At 34.0% G+C, this 22,833-nt stretch carries 9 protein-coding genes and 1 pseudogene; 8 read left to right on the forward strand and 2 right to left on the reverse strand.

The features are described 5' to 3' along the window. Window positions 1–543: 543 nt before the first annotated feature. The 3 genes and pseudogenes from ABWU56_RS05310 to ABWU56_RS05320 all read left to right on the forward strand — a co-directional run. Window positions 544–789 (forward strand): annotated as a pseudogene (locus tag ABWU56_RS05310) (PD-(D/E)XK nuclease family transposase); the annotation flags it as partial. A gap of 633 nt (window positions 790–1,422) precedes the next feature. Continuing rightward, window positions 1,423–2,970: a group II intron reverse transcriptase/maturase gene (ltrA, locus tag ABWU56_RS05315; protein WP_149168704.1), complete on the forward strand. Its 1,548-nt coding sequence runs from the start codon at window positions 1,423–1,425 to the stop codon at window positions 2,968–2,970. Continuing rightward, window positions 2,967–3,749 carry an Rpn family recombination-promoting nuclease/putative transposase gene (locus tag ABWU56_RS05320; protein ID WP_353281240.1) on the forward strand — a complete coding sequence of 261 codons (783 nt, stop codon included), beginning with the start codon at window positions 2,967–2,969 and terminating at the stop codon, window positions 3,747–3,749. Before ltrA ends, ABWU56_RS05320 begins: the two co-directional genes overlap by 4 nt. Before the next feature lie 356 nt (window positions 3,750–4,105). Here the strand turns inward: ABWU56_RS05320 and ABWU56_RS05325 are convergent, their stop codons facing one another. Beyond that, window positions 4,106–13,336, reverse strand: a complete 9,231-nt coding sequence (locus ABWU56_RS05325) for an ankyrin repeat domain-containing protein (RefSeq protein ID WP_265024828.1) — start codon at window positions 13,334–13,336, stop codon at window positions 4,106–4,108. A 202-nt stretch (window positions 13,337–13,538) separates the two neighbouring features. Next, window positions 13,539–14,786 carry a hypothetical protein gene (locus ABWU56_RS05330; RefSeq protein ID WP_264686106.1) on the reverse strand — a complete coding sequence of 416 codons (1,248 nt, stop codon included), beginning with the start codon at window positions 14,784–14,786 and terminating at the stop codon, window positions 13,539–13,541. Between the two features lie 785 nt (window positions 14,787–15,571). Between ABWU56_RS05330 and ABWU56_RS05335 the strand changes: the two genes are divergently transcribed. From ABWU56_RS05335 to ABWU56_RS05355, 5 genes are all read left to right on the forward strand, one after another. Then, on the forward strand, window positions 15,572–16,909 hold the full coding sequence (locus tag ABWU56_RS05335; RefSeq protein WP_265028118.1) for a hypothetical protein: 1,338 nt from the start codon (window positions 15,572–15,574) through the stop codon (window positions 16,907–16,909). Between the two features lie 7 nt (window positions 16,910–16,916). Continuing rightward, a complete protein-coding gene (locus ABWU56_RS05340) occupies window positions 16,917–17,969 on the forward strand; it encodes a hypothetical protein (protein ID WP_265028117.1) in 1,053 nt (350 codons plus the stop codon). A gap of 57 nt (window positions 17,970–18,026) precedes the next feature. Beyond that, a protein-coding gene (locus tag ABWU56_RS05345; protein WP_265028085.1) for an IS630 family transposase occupies window positions 18,027–18,888 on the forward strand; the annotation gives its coding sequence in 2 pieces (ribosomal slippage) (window positions 18,027–18,352 and window positions 18,351–18,888; 864 coding nt in all). A gap of 5 nt (window positions 18,889–18,893) precedes the next feature. Then, entirely contained in the window at window positions 18,894–20,057 is a 1,164-nt protein-coding gene (locus ABWU56_RS05350) for a hypothetical protein (protein ID WP_265028116.1), read from the forward strand. 650 nt (window positions 20,058–20,707) lie between these two features. Further along, window positions 20,708–22,657 (forward strand): ankyrin repeat domain-containing protein, encoded by a 1,950-nt coding sequence (locus ABWU56_RS05355; RefSeq protein ID WP_265028115.1) that lies wholly within the window; start codon window positions 20,708–20,710, stop codon window positions 22,655–22,657. The last annotated feature ends 176 nt before the right edge of the window (window positions 22,658–22,833 follow it).

The raw sequence follows: 22,833 nt of genomic DNA on the forward strand, positions 1-22,833 counted from the left end.
ATCTAATATAAAATAGTATTTTATATAAATTCGTTTAATGTAGTTGGTTAATGTATATGTTGATAAGTAAATTCCTGCTGTCTTATATATAAAACTAATTTACTTATCAACATATACATTAACTATAATAATCTTTATACCACTAAACAGTTGGCAGTATTTTGTGATTTTACAATACAGCTTAAGGTTCAATTTTTATAATTTTTTTGTTGACTGACGAGACGGTATCTCACGATATTAGGTAAATCGTAATTGAGCTTTTGGGCTTGTATTTTTATTAGGAGGTTAATCTCTCACACCCAAAATAAGTGTTTTTAAAGCTCTTTATAGCTCATGAATTCATTTGCTGGGGTTTATGGAGGGAGTTGTAAAAGATGATAAAATAAACAGCTAAGGTGCGCAGTAGCATTCTATGGTCATCTATGAAGGTAGTTTTTTGCCAACTCTTGAAATTTAGCTAACTTTAATAGACTTTAGCACAAAAACGTTGAATATTTCTTCACAATTGTGTATAATTATTAATGCTTTTTAAGTCGATTCCCTATGGCTCTTTCAAAATTTTTAGATCCTAAGCTTGATTTAACATTTAAGAAAATATTCGGTACTGAAAAAAATAAGAATATCCTTATTCACTTTTTGAATGATATTTTGGGGTTTACTGAAATAAATACTATACAAGAAGTTGAATTCCTTAGCACCATTATGGACCCTGAAATTGCCGCTAAAAAGCAAAGTATTGTCGATGTTCTTTGTAAGGACTCTCAAGGTTCAAGATACATTATAGAGATGGTGCGACCTGAAAGTCTTCGGTCATATTGTTTAAAAGGAGAGGAATTCATTCAGAAAGAAACTGAAAGGATTCTAAAACTTATTAAACCAGATGTTTTGCCGTCTGAGTCTACGCATCAGTGCGAATCGGGCAACCGGTTGGTGCCAAGCGATGCGGACAATGAACCTCCTCTTGAAAAAGAAGATGCTCAATCGTGAGAGGGGCATAAACTGCAAGCATCATGTGGTTGGAGGGCTAGGCTAGTGGTATGGTGAACGTAAGTGAAGCTTTATAAGTACCGATACGATGAAAGAGCTAAAGATGCTGATAAGCTCTGACCAAAAGGTAATGTGGATAAGTTACATTTTTCATTTCTAGATGTACGCAAATAATAACTCCACCGGTATAGAGAAGCCACCTAACCCACTGTTGTATGACTGGAGAAACAGGGTAAGCCTGTATTTTCGCCTACATGGCAAGCAAACCGCAAGGAATGCTGATGGAAGTGCAGGTAAAGGAGAATGGAGAAAGCGAATGCCATTTTGTAACGAAATGGATAGAATTTGTAACATTAATTCGCGTGAAAACGAGCAGACTTCCATTTGGTCCCTCGTGACAAGAAACTTTGTTAACCACTTAAGGTAGGAAAGCAGATGATTACAAGTAAACCCGTAAGTGCATCTACCGAAAGCTTTGAAGCATGGAAGCAATTGCCATGGAAGAAATGCCAGAAAGTTATTGTGAGGCTACAAAGACGTATTGTTAAGGCTGTCCAAGAAGGAAGATGGGGTAAGGTAAAAGCTTTACAACATCTTCTCACACGCTCTTTTAGCGGAAAAGCTTTGGCTGTTAAGAGAGTAACTGAAAACCAAGGAAAAACCACAGCAGGTGTAGATCGTCAACTATGGTCAACTTGCAATGCTAAATTTCAAGGAATAAAGCAGTTAAAGCAAAGAGGATATAAACCTTCTCCGCTAAAACGGATTTATATCAGTAAATCTAATGGCAAAAGAAGACCTCTTGGAATACCCACGATAAAAGATAGAGCCATGCAAGCATTATATCTGTTTGCTCTGGAACCGATAGCTGAAACGATCAGTGATCGTCACTCCTATGGCTTTAGACCTAAAAGATCCTGTGCAGATGCTACAGTAGCTTGTCATTTGTTACTGGCAAGTCGTAATCAACTACAATGGATACTTGAAGGTGATATCAAAGGATGCTTTGACAACATTAATCATGAATGGCTTATGAAGCATATTCCTATGGAGAAAAAAATTCTGCATAGTTGGTTAAAAGCTGGCTTCCTAGAATCAAAAACTCTGTATCCCACAACTGCAGGTACCCCGCAAGGTGGTATAATTTCTCCAATACTAGCCAATTTAGCCTTAAACGGACTTGAAAAGTTATTGGAAAGTCGATTTGGTAAACTCGGCAGTAGAAAAAGAAACAAAATCAGAAGTGGAGTGAATGTAATCAGATACGCAGACGACTTTATTATTTCAGGTTTCACACATGAAGTACTGGAAAAGGAAGTTAAGCCTTTAGTATCATCTTTTCTTCATGAGCGAGGTTTAATTCTGTCAGAAGAGAAGACAAAGATTACATCTATCACAACAGGGTTTGACTTTCTTGGTTGTAATGTACGTAGATATAATAAGAAGTTAATTATTAAACCTTCGAAAGAAAGTATTAAAAGACTTCTTAATAAAGCACGTACATTGATAAAAGCAAATATAGCGAACACTCAGGCTATAGTAATTAAGTCACTCAACTCTCTACTGAGAGGATGGGGAAATTACTATCACCATGTGTGTGCTAAAAAAGCGTTTAGAAAGATCGACAATGAAATTTGGCATAGTTTATGGAAATGGGCAAAGAAAAGACATCCTCGTAAAGGATTACGTTGGATAAAGAATCGTTACTTCAAAGTAATGGGTCAACGCCAATGGGTTTTTGCTGCACCCATATGCAAGAACAAACCAAAAGAGATACGGTATTTAAGACTGCTTAAGCTGATTGATATACCTATCAGACGACATGTTAAAATCAGAGCGGATGCAAATCCCCTTGACTTAAAATGGAAAAAGTATTTTGATGAGAGAGTGAAACGAACAAGAATGTTAGCAAGCTCTTTCTCAAGAGAAGGTTCTCTACTGTTGGTGTCACCATTAAGAATGATGTTTCCTGAGGAATCATGAAGGACAAGCCGGTTCTAGAAAAGAAGAACTTAGATAAGGGGCTCAAGCGTAGTGTGGGGAAACCTGCATGCTGCGTTTCTAAGGGAGGGGGTAGTAGTAATACTGCTTCCTTACCTGACCAGTTCACTAAGACCAAGGGCTTCGAAAAGCGTGCTCAATATTATGCTGCTAAAGCCTATTCAAGTCAAGCTGATCAAGGTGATGACTATCATAACCTCAAGGAAATTATCTTTATTGCTGTTGCTGATTGTATTATTTTTCCAGACAAAGCTGAGTACAAATCTAATCATGTCATTTTAGATCAAAATAGCTTTGAACATGACTTAAAGGATTTTTACTTCGTATTCATAGAATTACCAAAATTTACAAAAACAAAGGAAGATCAACTAGAAAATATAGTAGAGAAATGGTGTTATTTTTTTCGATATGCAGGAGAAACAAGGGAAGAGGATCTAGATAAGATAGTTGGTAGTGATGTAATAATAAAACGAGCTTATGAAGAGATGAATAAGTTTAACTGGTCAGAAGAAGAATTACTAGCATATGAACAAATGAAAAAACGTATAATGGATGAAATAGCTGCTTTAGCTCAAAAATTTGATGAAGGTCTTAGGGTTGGAGAAGAAAGAGGCATCCAAATCGGCCAGGAAAAAGGCAGAAAAGAAAGAGAAATTGAAGTAGCAAAAAACTCGCTCAAGGCCGGTGTTTCTATAGATGTTATAGCTCAAATTACTGGTCTCTCTCATTCTGAAATTTCACAACTCAAAGAAAAAACATAATATCCCTACTTATTCACTTCAACATTGATGAAAATCTTTCCTAAGTTAGACATATCCCCTAATTAAGAATCTAGTGAACTGTCTAAAATGGCTATAAAGATTGCACATAGAATTATATAAATTACTATCATAACATTACCCAAACTTCTATATCAAAGCTACGTGCTGTAAGTTCAATATGGAAAACACATTAACCACTTATTTACCAATTCTAGTCTTGTATTTCTTATTCCTATTTCATCCATTTTAGTATTGGGATCATCAAACTTAGTCTGGTATCCCTAATTATTTTGGCTACCCTCACTTTAAATTTTCCACTACTTGGCATATTATAGCTCCACCTCTTATATTATAACCTACCTATTGAGATTACCTCCAAGTTTGGTTACTCCTATCTCAGAAAGACAATTTGATACTTCTGAATAGCTGTGAACTGAAGCATTACTTAAATAACTTTGAGGCTCTAAATTCATTTGCTTTGCACCATCAACTTCTAATCTACCATCTCCGTTGTGTAATATCTGCTCTATTGATTGACTTAGCAGCCCATTATTAAATTGAGCTATAAACTTGTCAAACTTTTTAGAACTTAATTTACCAGGACATCCTGCTTCTCTACTAGGACATGCTTTCTCTAAATACGAGCTTAAAACTCCTGAGATCTCATTAAATTGACCTCTTACGACTTTTCTAACAATATCTTTCTGCATTCCCATATAATCAATATTTAATCGATGCATTGATACACCACTTTTTAATCCAGCTTGCTCTACTACTTTCTCAAATCCCTTTGTAATATTGAGTGCATAGCCCTGTGCTTCTAGTGGAGATATAGACTGATCTACTGTAGAAATATACTTCTGACCTGTAAATCTTCTAATCAATAAGTCAAATAAAATTATTGTACCATTAAAGTCAACCTGTGATAGATAGTGATCTCCCATTTCTAATATTGTATTTCTACCCTTAGGCTTAAATTTAACAGGTGCTTGCCTTTCACACATTCGTTTTAGATTTGCATTTACATAATCGACGTTGTCTCGAAAGAAACCTCCATTTTTTTGTCTTTTATCTGTATCATCAGATGGTAATGTGGTACCTGTGAGACTACTATTACTTATCGACGCTTTGGCAAATTGCCCATCAAATTGTGATACTGAACTTGCAGTCCCCTCAGATTGAGAACTCAATAATCTACCTACAGAGCTTTTCACCAAAGAAATACAATAATTTATCCATGAAAATGGTCTTATACCACTGCTTGCTGCTATTTCAGGTTGATTACTTGAATTTATAGCAAGAGGTTTACGTGATAAGTGATGACGACTATGATCTCCATGATGATGACGGCGTTTGCGTCCTCCTCTTCCTTCACTGAGCTTTTCTTCTAAATATTCCACAATCTTATTGTGCCCCTTATCTTTAGCAATATCTAGAGGTGCTCTACCGTCAGCAGTTAAAGCATTGACATCAGCACCCTTTTCAACAAAATATTTAACTACATTTAATGAACCCAATTGAACAGCCCAATGAAGAGGTGTCCAACCTTCATTATCTTTGACCTTAATATCAGCACTGTTATCTAAAAGAAGTTCAATTATATTAAAATTATTCTTTTGAATGGCCCAAAATAAAGGAGTCCAACCCTGCCTATCTTGAATATTAACATTAGCACCTCGTCTGATACTTTCTCTCACTTTTTCAAGATCTCCTTTTTCTGCAGCAATTAATAATTCTTTATCTAGATTTAATTGTTTTTGTTTCAAAACTTCTACTATATCTTCGTAACCCTTTTGAATAGCTAGGTCTAAGGATGTCTTGCCGTACATGTCTGTAGCCTTTAAGTTAGCACCCCTGTCAAGAAGTAGATTTACTACATTCAACCTGTTTACATCAACAGCAATATGCAAAGGTTTCCTATTGTATGCATCTTGAGCCTCAATATTAGCACCTTTGTCAAGAAGAAATTGAACCATATTTGAATTACCTTCTTGAGCTGCAAAGTGCAAGGGTGTTCCTTGATATGTGATCTCATTATTAAACTTGGCACCCTGAGCTATAAGGAACTTGACCGCATCCCATTTACTTCCCTGAGCGGCATAGATTATAGGTGTCCAACCATTATTACTATCTTGAGTATCTAAGCTAGCGCCTCGAACTACAAAATCCTTAACTTCATTAAGATTACCACCTTGTACTGCAGTTAACAACTGCCTATCTAGACCTAATTGTGTTTGTTGTAAGTATTCTACAACATTATTATATCCTTTATCTCTAGCAAGATCTAGCGGTGTTTTACCATTCCTATCTTTAGCATTGACATTGGCTCCCTTACCTACCAGGTATTCTATTATATTAAGATGGCCATTCCAAGAAGCCCAGTGCAGAGACATCCAGCCGTCTTTGTCAACCTCATTAACACTTACTCCTTTATTAAGAAGAAGTTCTATAATATTTTTATTATCGTGCTCAGCAGCAATGTGTATAGGCTCTCTGCCATAAACGTTTTGAGCATTAATACTAGCCCCTTTGTCAATGAGAAACTTTGCAACTTCTAAACAGCCTTTCGACGCTGTATAATGTAGCGGTGTCCAACCATAGTTACTGGTATCATCAACGCTTACCTCCTTACCGAGAAGGAACTCTATAATATCTTTGTAATTCTTTTCAGCAGCAATGTGTATAGGTTTCCTACCAAAAATGCCCACTTCTATAGCATTAACACTAGCACCCTGACCAACAAATTTTTTGACTTCAGAGAGATCTCCATTTTCTGTGGCAGTCAATAATTTTTTGTCTAATTCTGTTTGTTTTAAAAATCCTACTATGTCTGTATAATTCCCTTGAATAGCCAAGTCTAAAGGTGTTTTTCCATCGCTAGTTTTAGCTTCAATATTAGCCCCTCGACTTGAAAGTACTCTAACTATATCAAGCCTGTCTTTGAAAACTGCATGATGTAAAGGTGTCTGGTCATCTTTGATTTTAGCTTCAATGTTAACACCTTTATCTATAAGAAATTCAATTATTTTAGGTGTAGTATTATTGTGCTGAATAGCCACATGCAAAGGTGTTAAACCATCATTAGTTTTAGCTTCAATGTTAGCCCTTTTATCTATAAGAAGCTCAATTATTTTCAATTGACCATAAGCATTTGCTATATGTAACGGTGTTTCTCCAATATTAGTTTTAGCCTCAATATTAGCATTTCGATTTAAAATTGCCCTGGATGTATCAAGCTTATTATCGTTATCAGAAGCATAGTGCAAAGGTGCCCAACCACGCCTATCTCTAATATTAACATCTGCACCCATACTGAGAAGATTCTTAACTTCACTAAGATTATTTCGTCTCACAGCATCAAACAGTTGCTCTGTAGATAGAATTGCTTTTTCTTTATTAAATTCCACTATAACATCTTCTGAGTTACAAATAGAAGCTATACACTTTGAGTTAGAAACTATTGCATCATTAAAAGCAAACATCATTTCTCTTGCCGGTTGATAAGTATTCCAGTTCTCTACTTTTACAAGAGTGTTATTTTTATGTGATAGCAATAAGGTATCATTTATAACTCTCATATTGAAATCTAATATAGACTTATCTTTCAAATCAACTAAACCAATATCATTCTTGTTAACAGGTTGATTATGATAAATCTGTAACCCTTGCTCATCTGGCTTATAATATCTGAAAGAACTAAATTCATCAGCTCTTTCTCCAAATTCTTCTGGTTCCATAATTTTGTCGCTCAACTCTATGGATAAATCCCAGTTTTTATGAACAGAAGAATAGTAATCCGATATTGATAATGCTCCTCTATCTGATAACAATAGCAAATCATTATTTAGCTTCAAAAAAAGAACTTTTTCTGAGTCAAATGTGAAACAATTATGATGATTTAAAAGGTTAGTACCATTAACACTAAATCTTCCATCTACTTTTAAGCTATGAGAGCAATAATCTCGCTCTAATTCTCCATTCTGAAGTTTGTAATATTCTTCCCCATTAAATGTAACTGTAACATCTTTATAATTTGATAGCAGGGTTATATTTAGGCCATTTTTGTTAATCTTTATTTCTCCTTTATTATCTTCTATAAATGGCATATCATTTAACGTACTATTTAGTAGACTAAAATCTAATATACCATTTGCTTGAGCAATCATAATATTAGCGTTTCTGTTATCGAAAAGATAAAGATGGCTTATATTACTTGGAGCTTTCCAGTAAAAATTATGGTGATCCTCATCAGGGTAAAAAATATGATTACTAGAACTACCTACAACACCATGATAATTAGTGTTTAATAATTGCTTTGTAATATTAAAGTTTGAATTGTCCATTTTTTGCAGATTATCCAACTTATTATCTAATTTTGTTATGTGCACATTTGTTACTCTATCAGTATTAATGTCTACTTTTGTTGGAGTTACAAACAAACCATCTGCTGTTTTTACTGATGTTTGTTTATCTACACTTATAAAAGCTCCACTTTTATTGTAGATATTTGTTATATTATTAGCATGAGTCATACTACCTATATCACTAAAATTTATTGGCAATAACACCAACCCTTTTCCACGAATAGAGTCACCAAAATAACCTTTTATTGTAGTAAAGTTTTTTGCTGTTATTACATCATTTCCACCTTTACCGTCTACATAACCTGCATGAGAAACTTCTATATGATTAGCTTTGCTACTTCCAATGACAGAGTGTATATTCTCTGAATCTGCAAAATTACCTCGTGTTACAACTATATTATTTTGTCCAGTAGAAGATCCACCTAAATTACATACAAAATTATCCTTTGCTATGTAGAAGAAATTTGTTCCTTGTTTATGAATATCACAATTACTTAACTGATCTGTAAAATAATACCTGTTCTGTACACTAGACCCCTGATTATCGATTCCATAACTATTAAGTAGTATATTCTTACCATTAAAAATAACATCAATAGTATAATTAGAAGTCACATTTATAAAAGCATCATTATTAGGTATGTAAAACAACATATTTGCAGGCAGCCTAGAAGAACTGCTTTTACTATACATAATTGCATTCTGGCAACCAGGCAGATACTCTTTTAAAGAAACTTTTTTCACTGTTGTAGACAATACCATATTCTCATACTCTGATCTGTAACCGCATTGTGCCACACCTTCTACTCTTTGTAAGGTTTTTTCACTTATCACTGTTAGATCAACATCATCCCCTTTAGGACCACAAATAGCACTATAATTTTTCATTGTACTTGGAAGAAGCCTGCTAATATGGTTGTTACCACTCTTTACATTGAGAGAGATATCTGAAACACGTGTTATCAATCGAAAATCAAATTTATTATCAACTATTCTTGTGTGACGGAAACAAGGAGTTATTCCCAAATACGCAGAAGCATCATCTGATTGCATCACCTCTCTTTTTCTCCTGAAAATAGACCCATCAAGGTATTTTTCTTCTGTAAGAAGTATAGAAGGTAATGATATGGCTATTTTATCATAACTACCCTTAAATTGATCTAAGATCTTTGATATATACTGTTTATATATTTCTTCTGCTTGCAGATCATTTCCTATATAATCTGGTAGTTTTTTACTAAGAAAGAAATCCCAATAAAGATCATGCTTTTCCTGATCTGTAAGACTCATTTGTTCTGTTAACTTTTCTACTTCAAGCTCTGCTTCTACAAATTGTGATATGATAATAACAGCAACTGAAATAGCAGCTCCAACCGGACCGGCAAATTCTCCTATTACTCCAGCTTCCATACCTATAGCCGACATTGTTTCAGTAACAACTGCAGGTACATCTGCAGCTATAAAAATGGAATTAGTTGCGATGTTTAGGTCAGCAATCTTTACATCTACAGGATCTGTTGCATTTTCCCTTGCTTTTATCGACTCCGCTAACCCTAAAAATGCTGCAAAGTTACCTATAGCACGTCCCATAACTGGAGCAAATCCCTTTAGCATCTGAGAATCAAGCTTTGTTCCTAACTCTAACATTTTTCCAGAGATTTTTTCACCAATCTTTGGCATTACCCAGAGATTTAATGCATCATAACCTAGCCCTTCTACATCTCCATTTGCTATATGTTTACCAACTAAAAATACCGTAAAGGCAAGACCTGCACCTTCTGCTACTTTCCCTATTTTTTCTGCTACTCCAGACCTTCTCAGGATATTTTTCATTTCTTCTTTATTTTCTATGTTGTCCTTCATCTCCTTCACAATATCCCTAATCTCTGGATCTATTGAACTTAGATCTATATTTTTAACTTTTGCGATAAATGCTTCTTCAACATTTTGGTCTATAGTTTCACCTCTAGATATTCGCTCAGAAACCTTGAAAAGCTGATCATAAAACTCAATATTCTTTACTCTTTCTGCTACCTTGTCAGCATTAAACAACTCTTTGATACGTTGTTCTTTTTCCTCTTCTGTAATCTCTTCTTCATCAAACGAATCCTTGCAGGCCATATTTACACTTCTTTCTCTTCTTGGTTTTTTACTTGGTGGATACTCTGGTGATGAAGGTTCTCTTTTTTCTCCTTTAGAACACTGCCCTACAGTAGGTAACATATGAACTGAACTATGAACTACACCAACAGGAATAAATCCTTCCTTAGCTGTCCTACTTGTTAAAATAAGTTTATTTGGATTATTAGATCCTTTATCGAAAACAACACCGATAAATTTCACCTCATCACCATCTGTGAGTGTTTTATAGGTAACGCCCTCTTTATACTCTTCATTTATTTGATCATTTGCTTCCCTCAATAAAGCTTTAGCTCCTTTGCCCTGCCTTGATGTCTTAAGTTCTAATCCTATTGGAGTGTACTCCTCAGCATTTCCACCTTGAGCTACAAACTTAATACCATGAACTAGCATATCAATGCGTTCCCCTCTACCAGTTTGAAACTCAGTTAAAACTAATGCTCTAGTTTCTGGTGATTCTTGTAATTTTAGGTCGCTATAATAACTAAATACTCCATTCAATATTCCCTGGAAATGAGCTTCTTTATTAACGAGACTCTTAAAAGGGAATATTCCTTCTCCAATTTTTTCTAATAATCCACTATATCCTTTTATTGATAAGGATTGGATATCTAGTGCTTTATCAAATGTTTCTTTTAACTCATTAGGATAAGGAACTTCTTTGAAAGTACCTTGAAATCTCTCAGCTCCGTTGTTGTACTCTTGTAAAGAATTATATTTTTCAGTCCAAATAGTAAGATATCTTCTAAAATCTGACTTGTATCTAGTATCAAAATTAAGATTTAATTCGACTATTTCCCTATTCCCTATTTCTCTATTTAATCTATCAAGAGGGAGTACTTCATTTAGCATGTTCAGAACATCTTTTCTGTTAGCTTCAATAATATTTATCACATAAACCAATTTCTCTGTATTTTCTGGAATAAGCACCATTGTTACAACTGCATGGCTTGCATCAAGATTAGCCGATAGTCTTTCTCTGGCTCTTTCAGCTGCTGGACGTCTAAGCCTACGAAGATTAGGATGCACTTCAGTAGGTATATTGCCTCCATAGATAAAAATGTATTTTTTTAAACTTGTTCCTGAATCTTCACTTAATAATAACAATTGCCCTAGTAAAAACCTACTAAAATAATGATTATCTCCCTTTTCCGGTGTACCAGGAAACGTGTGATAGATACGTTCCATATTATTTTTTATTCGTTTTTTTAGCGCATTTGTGTAGATTTCTTGCGTATCCCAATCATCAGCAGACTTTAATATATCTTGAAAAAGAGGAATTACTCTCCCCTCACGGCTCGACCCTCCGATATTAGAAATAGGAGATGAACTATCAAGATTGACACCAACACATAAAATTTCGTCCGCAGTGGTTAAAACCCGCATAACATTTGGTTGGAAGCCTTGTGCATACCTCTCTGCTTGTTGCAAAGCCTTATCTGGAGTGGCATTAGGACCTGCCCCTGCTTTTAATTCAATAATAATGGGAATAGAGTTTAATGCACGATCAGGACCACGAGCTAGCAGGATAATATCTGCATAACCCCTTCCTGCAAATTGCTCTGGATAAACTCTAAGATTATACCTATAGTGGAAATTCATGAAAACGCCTACCATAAATCCATGATGTGCTGCTTCACGTGCTCTGCTAGCATAGATTAGTGAGTCTGCATATTCGGAGTGAATTGTGTAAATCTTATCAAGAATTCTCCTTAAAGATGCTTTAACTGTTCGCTGATTGGAAATAGCTAGCTTCGCTATATCGACTTCGGGATCCCTCCATAACCCTTTTCTCACTTTTTTAAATTGAACTTCAGAATTATGTTCTATGTCTACTCCTTTATCTTTCACATCAACAACTATTTCTCCCTGATGACCGGCATCTTTAATGATTTTTATTGATTTAACTTTAATTTTATCTAGGTTATTTTCAATAAGAGAGTAAAGCTTGCCTAATACCTCCTTCAATTCACCTTGATCAAACTCTTGAGTGTAAGAATGAGAACCACTTTCTGATATAACAAATAATTTTACTTTATCGATCACATCTTTTTGACTCTTCATTTCACCATTTTTTATAATAGCTACCTTCAAAGTCTTTGCACCGTCAAAGCTAAAATAAATCTCCTTGATGTCTAGCTTTTTTGCCATCTCTGTATCCAACAAAGTAGAAAAACTACCTAGGAAGAAGTGTGTAAAAAACCCTGCTTTTTCTACAGAGTGTAAATAAGATGGAATCTGATCCACAAATGACTGAAATCTCGGTTCAAAAGATTTAAAATCCTCATCTTGCCGGCTTATACCAACTTCTTTATCTGCTTCCTCTATCAATAACTGTATTAACTCAAAGTCTTGTGGTCTTACTTTACCCATGACTCTTTTTAAGCCTTTTGCAAGCTCTTTATCATTATCAATAATATTCCTTTCAAGACCAAAATTATAATGGTTTCGTTTACCTGGTGCACCAACATGAAATAATTGTATTTGAATATCCCCATTACCATATTGAGTCTCAACTTCACCAGAAACACTAATCGTTGCGCTAAGCATTCCACTCATTGCTCTTATTTCAGGTTCACCTCCCCAAGTATCAGGGTTCCTCATGTTTTCCAAGTAACGCTCAAAATCACCTTCAACAAAATCTCTGAACTCATTTCTATAAGAACTTATGTGATCAACTACTCGATTACGAAATAAGTTTCTTACTAAATTTGCAAATGTATCATCATAATTCGCAGCACCTAAATTCCGAACCAAACCTCTAATATGATCTAAATTTTGGGTTACAGTTCCATCATTTCCAAATAGTACTTCATACCTTTGTCGAAATAAAGCATCGTCGTTTCTGACGGGTATTAAGTAAGCCATAGTAACAGACCAAAACAAGCAACTACCGTCTCCTGGAACATCGATTCTCTTAATCTGACTTCCACTTTCGGAATCAACATCAGATCTCCGATAACGCTTAAGTTGAGAAAATTCTCTAGCTTGCTCTATATATTGCACTTCATCCGATAATTCAGTAATCTTTGAATTAATATCTTCTTTTTTTAGATGATCTGTTGGATATTGTATCTTGAACATAAACCCCCTTTATTATATTATACTAAACCCACTATACCAAGCTTATTGTATAACCATCAGAGATATCAATAATAAAAGCTATTTTTGCCTACATGCTGACTTGTGTATATAACATTTGTATTACAATGCAACATCTTTTTGACAGAAGCTAAAGTAGTAACAAGAAACCACCACCTACTTTATAGAATTGCCTTATAATACCTTAATTGCCTAACCCTAATTGCTCACATGCTTTGCTTAATTCAACTTCAGTTAAGCTAGTGAACTCTTCATCTGTAGACTTTCTATATGCTAGAAACTTATTCAATGAATCAGCATCTCTTTTTTCCAATATAGATCGTATGTAGCCTGCCTGTTTAGAACACATAAACTCTTTAACCTGATCAGAATTAGCTTTATTTAATAACGCCCATACTGGTTCCATACAGCCCTTTTCTACTAAAGGTGTTAATAAAACTGTACAGAAAAGAGGTGATTTATCCTCTAGTTCCTCTCTTATCACTAAAGCACGATGGCTATCAAATCCTTCCTTCATCCACATATGCATAAAAAGCTTTACACTTTCACTTACATAAGGCTCTGAATGTTTTTTGATTTCCATGTCTAACCAGATATTATAATCATCTTCTGGAACATCATTTGGCTTTAAACAATCAAATAATTCCTGAAATTTATCAAAGCGAAGTGCACCCTGTAGTGTATTCAAACTACCATAATAACCATTTTCAGCTAAGTCTCTTTTTAGAAGTTCTGGATATTTATCAGGACTTATTTGACTAAAACAAAACTCGAATATTTCAGGATAACTATTACAACGACTACCTGCTGCATACACTGCTGTCTTCATGAAGATCTCATCCTTTTTCTGTGAGCCCATTTCATCTTCAGGTAATGACTTTATTTTATTCCAGAAGAATTCTACTGCTTCCGCTTGTTTCAAATCTATAGCACATTTAAGTCCATATTCATATGGATGACGACCATCTAGATTTAGTTTAGAGATGTAACCGCTAACAAAATGTGACCAAAAACCTGTTAAAAGGTCGCTTGTTAAAGATTTAACTAAGTGACCATACTCCAACAGACTACTTTTACCTTGAGCTGATAATCTTTTTTTTCTTTCCTCAAATAAAGCAATAATATCTTCCTCTAAGCAGCACCTACAGGCAATTTCATAGCTAGGGTTACTAAAGGGACTGCCTGGCATTATCAGCTTTTTACCTATCACCTGCCTATCAAGTTTAACTTTATGTAAATTGTCTACTTTCTTCCAACAATCCTCATTAGATAGCACTTGTGAAAGAAAATTGTGCCTCTTTTTACCACCCCTTTTGTGCAAGTCCCAATTTGCATAACACCAGCGCTCAATTTGAAAAAGCTTAGATGCTCTATAGGGATCATCCTCTTTAATAGACGAAAACAAAACTTTTGGAATATCTGAACGCAGCATAATTACCCCTCTATGAATGGAAAAACATGGAAACTGTTACGTCTAACATACACTATAGTAACTTGATACCATTTCGAGTAAGATATCCCTTTTCTAAGTTTTGTCAATCCTCAATTTGAAAAATTTTTTTAGACTTGAATAACTCTCAACAAAAGCCTCTTAATATGAGAGATACATGACGTTTTGTTTATTTTAAATTCTGTTTTTTATAAGTCTACCTTAGTTATTATTCTAAAATAAACTAGTATTAATTTAGCAGAATGTATTATTAAGATCTTAAGTAAGATAACCATTTCCAGAACTCAAAACCAGCTAATGAGAGAAGAGTTTGTTTTGGGATGCGTTGGACTACCAAACGATACATACGAACTTTTCTAGATAATAATTTCATTATACGCTGAAATCAGCTATATTGGCTCACTTTTACTAAACCTACGTACGAACTGTTTTGCCTAAGCTTATGAAAATAATTTAAATCTTCTATTTTTATAACCTTATTTTTACGCGGCTTGTTCTCACAAATATAGGACCCTTTTTGCAATCTTAGGAAGAGTCAATAATTCAAATTTTTGTGGCACTAAAATAGGAATTTCTTTAGTTACAGCAAGGTCTATTTTTTCGTAAGTAAAAGTGTTTTACAATTAATTATTAGAATGAAAATATCATACTTGGCTCTCAAGAAATTTCCTGTTGTGCAGTGGTAAGGTTTGGAGAAAAAGATTGGCTTGGCAACGATAATTTACTAGACTAAAGTTTATATTAAAATACAAAATGGGGTTGCGGGTATGGAATCTGGTTTGGATCACAATTACAATAAAATACTTGATATATTAAAAGGTGCTATTAAAGGCGACGATAATCAAGTTAAAGCAAGAAAACACCTTAGAGTAGAAAGATGGTTGAGGGCTTATATTCAATTAATTGAAGATTTTGATGAGGAAAAACTAATTTTTTTTTCTGATATATTCTCTGATAATTCTTGTTGGGATGGAATAAAATTAAAGAATAAAGCTGTTGGTGAAAGGCTAACTGAAGAAAAAAATAAAAATGGAAAAGAAAATCCGCTTGATCTTGCAGATAGATATTACTTGGCATGTAAATATTGTCTAGAAGATAAGATTCCTGGATTATTTGAACAAGTATTTATGAGATTTAAGAGAAGTGCCTTTGAAGAAGATGGATCTGATGATGATCTGAGAAGAGAATTATTGGAAAATATCGAAGAAACTAGCCCTATAGAAGCTTTCTGGTCTTTTCTTATTGATAAGCAGATTGGAAAACTAAACGAATATAAATCAGTTGAAGGTTTGCAAAAATCCATACAGATAAATTCTAATAAAAACTGGGAAGAAGGTATAGAGTTCTTCTATAATAAATTACACAATGATTCCAGTATTTCTAGTCAAGATAAAGATGATCTGTTAATTGAAGCAGCTTTATCTGCAGTAAAGGGTTACAAAGAAGTAGACACCATAGAGTTTTGCCTGTCTAAAATGGATGATGAGCAAAAGAAAAAATTACTAGATAGAGATTATAAGGAAAATACTTATTATGCAGTGTTGAATGTGCTAGTAGGTCAGTATTACTTTGATTCTTTTATGGAATTAAGCCGATTGTGTAGTCAGATTGAATGTGAACGTTACACAACTTTTTTATCTTCATTATCAGATCAAGTACTGAAGAATCCAGATCTGTCTGAAGAAACAAAAAAATGTATGATGAATGTTTGGAAACGTATAATAAAATTAAAAACTCAAGACCGCGGGGAGCAATCTATTTCCTCTATTTTTGTAGACTATTCAGTTACATATACAATAGCAAATTTAATTGTGGATCCAAGTAGACAAGGGGTAAGTAAAGAAGAAATATTAGGGAAGATATTAAAGCACGTAAAAGAAATGAGTGGTGAAGAGATGATAAAGGTTAAAGATTCTGTATTAAGTAAAATTCAGTTATTTCATGGGGGTAAAAAATTGCAGTTAGGAGAACAAGTATTTTCTAAATTAGCTCAAGAAGCTTCTAAAGAATCAATTTTGCGTGAAGCTGGTGATACTTTGCCACAGTCAAGTCTCAGTACGACTGATACCCCATATAATATAAAATCTTTAAGCCATAGCAAATAGGAGTAATATGCCAAGTAATGTCAAGCCGCTTGAGTTGGTACAGCTTCTGTTAATGAGAAATAAATCAAAAGACGAGTTCCTAGATTTTCAAAAAAGGTTCCAATCGTTTATCAATCAATCTCCTTCTTTTTTGCATTCAGTTGGAAAGCCAGGCTTTTTCCCTAGTTTCTTTTTTGGTATGTTTGCTACTGTATTAGACACAGAACTTGCTACTAAAATTGGTATTAAAAAACTTCATTTTCGTTTTGATGATAATAGAACTTTAAAAATAGCTATATTAACTAATGAGGGACTTAAGTGTATAACGATGTCTGATCAAGTTGATGGTAACATGCATCTAAAGTTCTCTCAAGGAGAGTTAGAAAAAATAGCACAGAAATGGAAAATGGGAGCAGAGTTTGATAAACTAGAAAAAGAAGAGCATGAAATAACAATTACAGGAAAAGAAGTAAAGCACGGAAAGGTTGATCCAGCTTTTAGTAAAAAGACTGATTATTCACAAAAAGGTTTTACAGAAATAGAAAAAGATCGTGACCAACAAGACCTAGAGAGCTTAATTTCAAAATTGAGTAATCAAGATTTCGAAGAAGTAAAAAAGAACGCTAGAAGAATGTTTAATTATATTACAAATGTCTATAAGAAATATGAAAAAGAAACTCTATTTAGCGGTAAAGAATCAAGTCATCATGGGTTTTTAGCTGGGTTTTTGATAAATTTTAAGTATCGTTTTCACCTAAAACTTTATCTCGAATTATTTGCTGGAAAAGGTTACGCAGACATTATTTTGCTTGTGCGCGGTTCTGATAAGTCGCTAAGCTCTATTCCTATTATTATTGAGCTTAAAGCAGGTACTGGTGAGATAAGTACAGTGATAAAAGCATTGAAGCAAGCACAAGATTATGTTAAGGGCTCTTTTTCTAACTCTATAAGAATGATTACTATAGCTAATGAAGCTATTTGTGTAGGATTAAATTTTGACATGGTTCATCACGAAAATGTTAAAATTGATGTAGAAAATTTTCTTAGTCGAGAAGGTAATTCTGTAATAGAAAAGTTATAGCTCTTCTCATAATAATCCAAACAAGTTAAGATATGGATTTATGGTAGTGGGGTTTGTATGCCAGCAGCGTATAGTTACGACTTAAGGAAAAAAGCAATGGAAGCATTGGATGAAGGAGAAAGTAGAGCAAATGTTGCCGAGAGATTTAAAATTGGAAAAACAACTCTATATGAGTGGCAGAAAAGACGTAAGGAAACGGGAGATTTTCAGTCAAAAAAGCCTGGAAGCGTAGGATATAACCATAAAATTACTGACTGGAATGTTTTTACCAAATTTGCAAAAAACCATGGTGGCAAAACTCAGTCAGAGATGGCTAAACTCTGGGGCAATATCAGTAGACAAACGATTCACCGTGCACTTAAAAATATTGGATTTACAAGAAAAAAAGACCTACGGATATAAAGAAAGAAATGAAGAGAAGCGAGCTCACTTTTCAAAGGTTATAGCAACAAAACGTCATGAAAATCTTGTATATATTGACGAATCTGGAATAGATAATACAGAAGACTACCCATACGGATACTGCAGAAAAGGAGAGAGGTTTCATTCACTAAAATCAGGTAAAAAAGCTCAGCGGGTCAGTATGATTGCAGCTCTAAATAAAGAGAAAATCATTGCTCCATTGACCTTTGAAGGATATTGCAATAAGGATGTTTTCGAGGCTTGGTTTGAGCAGTTTTTAACTCCAATTTTAAGGTCTGGCCAAACTGTAATTCTTGATAACGCTACTTTTCATAAATCTAAAAAAATAGATAATCTTGCTAAAGGAGTTGGTGCTGAAATTCTTTATCTTCCTCCATATTCTCCAGACTTTAACAAAATTGAGCATCAGTGGTTTGCTATAAAGAACAGAGCTAGAAAAAATATCCCTATTTTTAAGTCTTTCCGTCAAGCTGTTGATTCTGCTTTTTTATTCTGACTATTATGAGAAGAGCTATACTTGGCACTGAAGCAACGAATGCTGAGGTGATAAGAACACAGCTAGAGTATCTTTACTATGGAATTGTTTGGAGCAATGGTGGAAGTGATAATATTAATTATGTCAGCAGAATGATCTTAGGTCAGCTAGTACTTATTTCTAATATTATTAAGCGTGAAAAGTTAGGTAAACATATTTTTATTTATGATCAAAATGATAAAATGGTTACTGGATCACAGAAACGCCCAGAAGCAGCAAAAGAAAGTATTGAGGATTGTGTTACAACTATAGTGCTAACTTTAGGTAAGAAGGTGCTTATACTCAACATAAATGAAAAAAATGAATTTGCATTGAGAGTGCCAGATAATAAAGGAATTCCTATTGAAAATATTAGGAGAATTCAAAACGTCAATGACATAAAGATACAAGAAATAACCTGTAACTTATACAGTACGCCTAGTAATAAGAATCCATTTGATCAGTACTGTAATAAGAATAAGGGAATTACAGTAAATACGTATGACTCATTGGACAAATACAAAAGAGGTAAAGAAATTTTACAAGGTAATTTTACTCGAATTGTGGAAAATAAAAAATTTAAAGCAGCTTTGAGCAAAGCTATAGAATCTGGTAAATATGATGATTACAAAAAACTATTTGAAGAAATTTCTCATATACTACATCCTTTCAAATCATTAATAAGCAATGAGGCTACATTTCAAGCTGTATTGCATGGTTTATTTAGTAGCTACGGAGAAGATAATATAAAAGTTATTACTGAATTTCAAATAGGTGGTGGAGAGAAGTTGGATGTTATGTTGGTTATAAATGCTACTGATCAAAAAAAAGAATACCCCCCAGTTGGAATAGAGCTAAAATTTGCTAAGAAAGGAGAATTGGATAAAAAAGAAAAAGATGCTAAGGACCAGTTGAAAAGATATAAAGAAGGTGAAGCGTATAAGGTAATTACTGATGCTGGCAAAGTGAAACTGATATATGCTGTTTTTAATAAAGGTGCAACAGATGAAGGTTCCCTTATAAAAATTGGTAATGAGTTTGTAGAGGTAGATGTAAGACATAGCTCTGTGGTTGCTTTTGGTCAACAGCCAGGTAGTCTCCAACAACCTTATGTTAAACAAGCAGGTCTATCTCGAGCAGTTAATCAGTGATCTAGTCTTAAGAAATAGTCATCTTAAGTAGGTTATGCTGTCGGGAAGTTTTGTGACAAAGTTATAGAAGGAAAACAAAATGATCCTGATACGAGTACATGGAGTGCTGTTAAAAGTTCGTTTTCCGATACATTTATTACTAAGCATAATATGAATTACATTTATAGTAATCAATCTCCAGTGAATTCCTTAGATAGCTAAGAGCTAAAAGTATGTATTGTGTAAATAGTTACCAAGGCTGGAAGGTTTTGAACTTTTTTTCACAACACTGATGTTCTTGCTAAAATATTTTTGAAAAAGTTAGTTGACTTATAAATAATTCTCTACTAATACTGGCATGTGTTTGTTTATTCTGCTGAAGTGGCTCCGCAGGTTACTGTATAAACTTCAGCAGTTTCCGTGCTCCTTTAAAGCATCATGCTCTTATAGTAGTGATATCAAGTATAGGTCTTAACCATGTTGATTTATAGTAAAATTAGCTCAAATTTGGAGTCATAAGCAACTTTTAACCTCTCTATATACTCCATTGTTACTCACCATAAAAACTTAACAAAAGCTTAACGACGTGAGCAGTAAAAAGATTATGGTTATTGACTTAATGTTACATATCGCATACAATGTATCATATATCTTAGCTTAGAGGGATAAGTATGGGTGAGTCTACTGGGATAGTAAAATCTATCATCAATCTACTAAAGCCAAAATCCAAATCAGAACTATATGATTTCGAATATGAGTCCATTATAGAACATCTATCATCTAAAGAGCATTTATTAAATGAGCTGATGAATGATATGTGGTACTCAGGAGACTTACCATCAGTTAGAAATCATAATGAACTACCTTCTTTAATTGATAGCAAACTTGGACTAAGCGAGCAAATTTGTGTTTGGTTTGCTCTAGATCATGACCTTACACCAAGTCAAAAAAATTTAAACAAAAAGTTACTTAGTGCTCTAAAATGTTTAGCTTCTAACTGTGGTTCATTTGATAATACTGAGCCCCTTGAAGAATTTTTATATGATAATAGAAACAATAAAGATTTAAAAGTAATTCTTAACCTAAGAAGAGGAGAATCTCAATCAACAGTATTGCATGCAATTGCAGGAGCAAATATTGGTGGATTTCGTCGCATAGGAAATCAGGCTATAGATTTACTCTTAGAAGCAGGCGCAGATCCTAACATACAAGATAATAAAGGAAAAACACCATTATGCCTTGCTGCTGCCAAAGGTCATTACGATAATACAAACTCTCTCCTCTCAAAAGGAGCTAACCCTAATATAACAAGTAGAAAGGGTAAAACTCCACAACAAATAGCAACTAATAAACTCTGCTATAATATAGAAGAATTATTTTTAACTGATAAACAGAAAAAGATGAATAAGGAATTGTATGACTTACTTGCACTAGATTCAGACTGCACTAAAAATTTAAAGGAGTTTTTAAGTAAGCATAAAAGAGACTCAGACCTAAAAGTGGTGCTAAATATTCGGCACGGAATGGGTGAGTCAAAAGTGTTCTCATATGTTGAACGTTTTGCTTGGGACAATGAAGATCTTGCTCAAGAGTTAAGAAAAATATTTCTAGAAGCAGGAGCATTAGATTATGATAAAAATATTATTTATCGTCAGCAAAAGAAAGGACAGGTCAGTAAATTACTCGTTAATTTAACCTCAAATCAAAAGGAAAAGTTAAATGAGTTTTCTGATAAGGTGTTTCAGGCTCAAAACATGGCTGAACTTGAAGAGATTGTAAACGATGCTATAAAGTCTGGTGTACGATTAAACTATTCTCTTTCACAAGATTTCTTTTCAGGTAATGAATACACTTTTACCGATTATGTGATGAAAAAAATCAGTGAGTTGGAAAAAAATCCTAAAGTTGCTAGTAATATAATATGTCAATTAGTATCAAAAGGGGCAGTGTTTGGTAATACAGTTGATGCTAACACACTGACACCAGAATTTAAAGAGCATAAAACTAACCTAAAAAAAGCTTATATAGATTATGTTAGCAATTCTCATAAGTTTATTGAAATCGCAAAAAATGCAACCAATAGCGAGCTAAAAGATGTAAGAGTAGACAACTCCGTTTTTTACTTAGAATATTCTAAAGATAGTAAAATAGACATTATAAAGATAACAGATGGGACAAGGGATTTAGGTCTAACCGATGGGGATGTAAAGTGTGGAAGAAATATAGTAAAGATCGGTAAAAGTGAAGTAGAAATTAAAACTGAAGATGGCATAAGGAATTACACAGATCTTACAGAAGGCAGCGATATAGTATTAACTTTCTATACCAGTTTGGGAAATGTAGACGTTAGGCTGTATCCTGACGTACAGAATAAAAGCAAAATTATAGTAGAAGTGAGTAATAGAGAAGAAATATTAGAAAAATTCAAAGGTCGCGAAGAAGAGTTAGGCAATGATTGCGAGCTTGGTAACTACTGGGTCTACGATGCTATTGAACAGGGATATTTTGAAAGATCTGGTGGATTAATGCGTCCTGAAGTAATAAGCGAGTCTAACAACAAATGGACAGAACGTGAAGAGTTAAGAAGGACTTCTGATCCTAGGAGAGAAGTTTCTAGGTAGATTGATTTGCTAAAAAAGTTGAAGATTATTATTTAAATATAAACTACTATAATTTATAGGTTAAGGAGTTCGTACCAATGTCTTCTAAGAATACTCTTTTATGTTGTTTTTAAGCTGGCTACAAAATGAGGATATGGAACATACAATGGCTGGGCTGCCTTTTACACTCCAGATCT

This window comes from Wolbachia endosymbiont (group B) of Horisme vitalbata (genome assembly GCF_964028625.1).
GTDB lineage: Bacteria > Pseudomonadota > Alphaproteobacteria > Rickettsiales > Anaplasmataceae > Wolbachia.

Bases quoted from the DNA above. Each gene is read 5' to 3' on its own strand.
- ABWU56_RS05355 (WP_265028115.1), top strand. From the start codon at position 20,708: ATGGGTGAGTCTACTGGGATAGTAAAATCTATCATCAATCTACTAAAG.
- ABWU56_RS05335 (WP_265028118.1), top strand. From the start codon at position 15,572: ATGGAATCTGGTTTGGATCACAATTACAATAAAATACTTGATATATTA.
- ltrA (WP_149168704.1), top strand. From the start codon at position 1,423: ATGATTACAAGTAAACCCGTAAGTGCATCTACCGAAAGCTTTGAAGCA.
- ABWU56_RS05340 (WP_265028117.1), top strand. From the start codon at position 16,917: ATGCCAAGTAATGTCAAGCCGCTTGAGTTGGTACAGCTTCTGTTAATG.
- ABWU56_RS05320 (WP_353281240.1), top strand. From the start codon at position 2,967: ATGAAGGACAAGCCGGTTCTAGAAAAGAAGAACTTAGATAAGGGGCTC.
- ABWU56_RS05330 (WP_264686106.1), bottom strand. From the start codon at position 14,786: ATGCTGCGTTCAGATATTCCAAAAGTTTTGTTTTCGTCTATTAAAGAG.
- ABWU56_RS05350 (WP_265028116.1), top strand. From the start codon at position 18,894: ATGAGAAGAGCTATACTTGGCACTGAAGCAACGAATGCTGAGGTGATA.
- ABWU56_RS05325 (WP_265024828.1), bottom strand. From the start codon at position 13,336: ATGTTCAAGATACAATATCCAACAGATCATCTAAAAAAAGAAGATATT.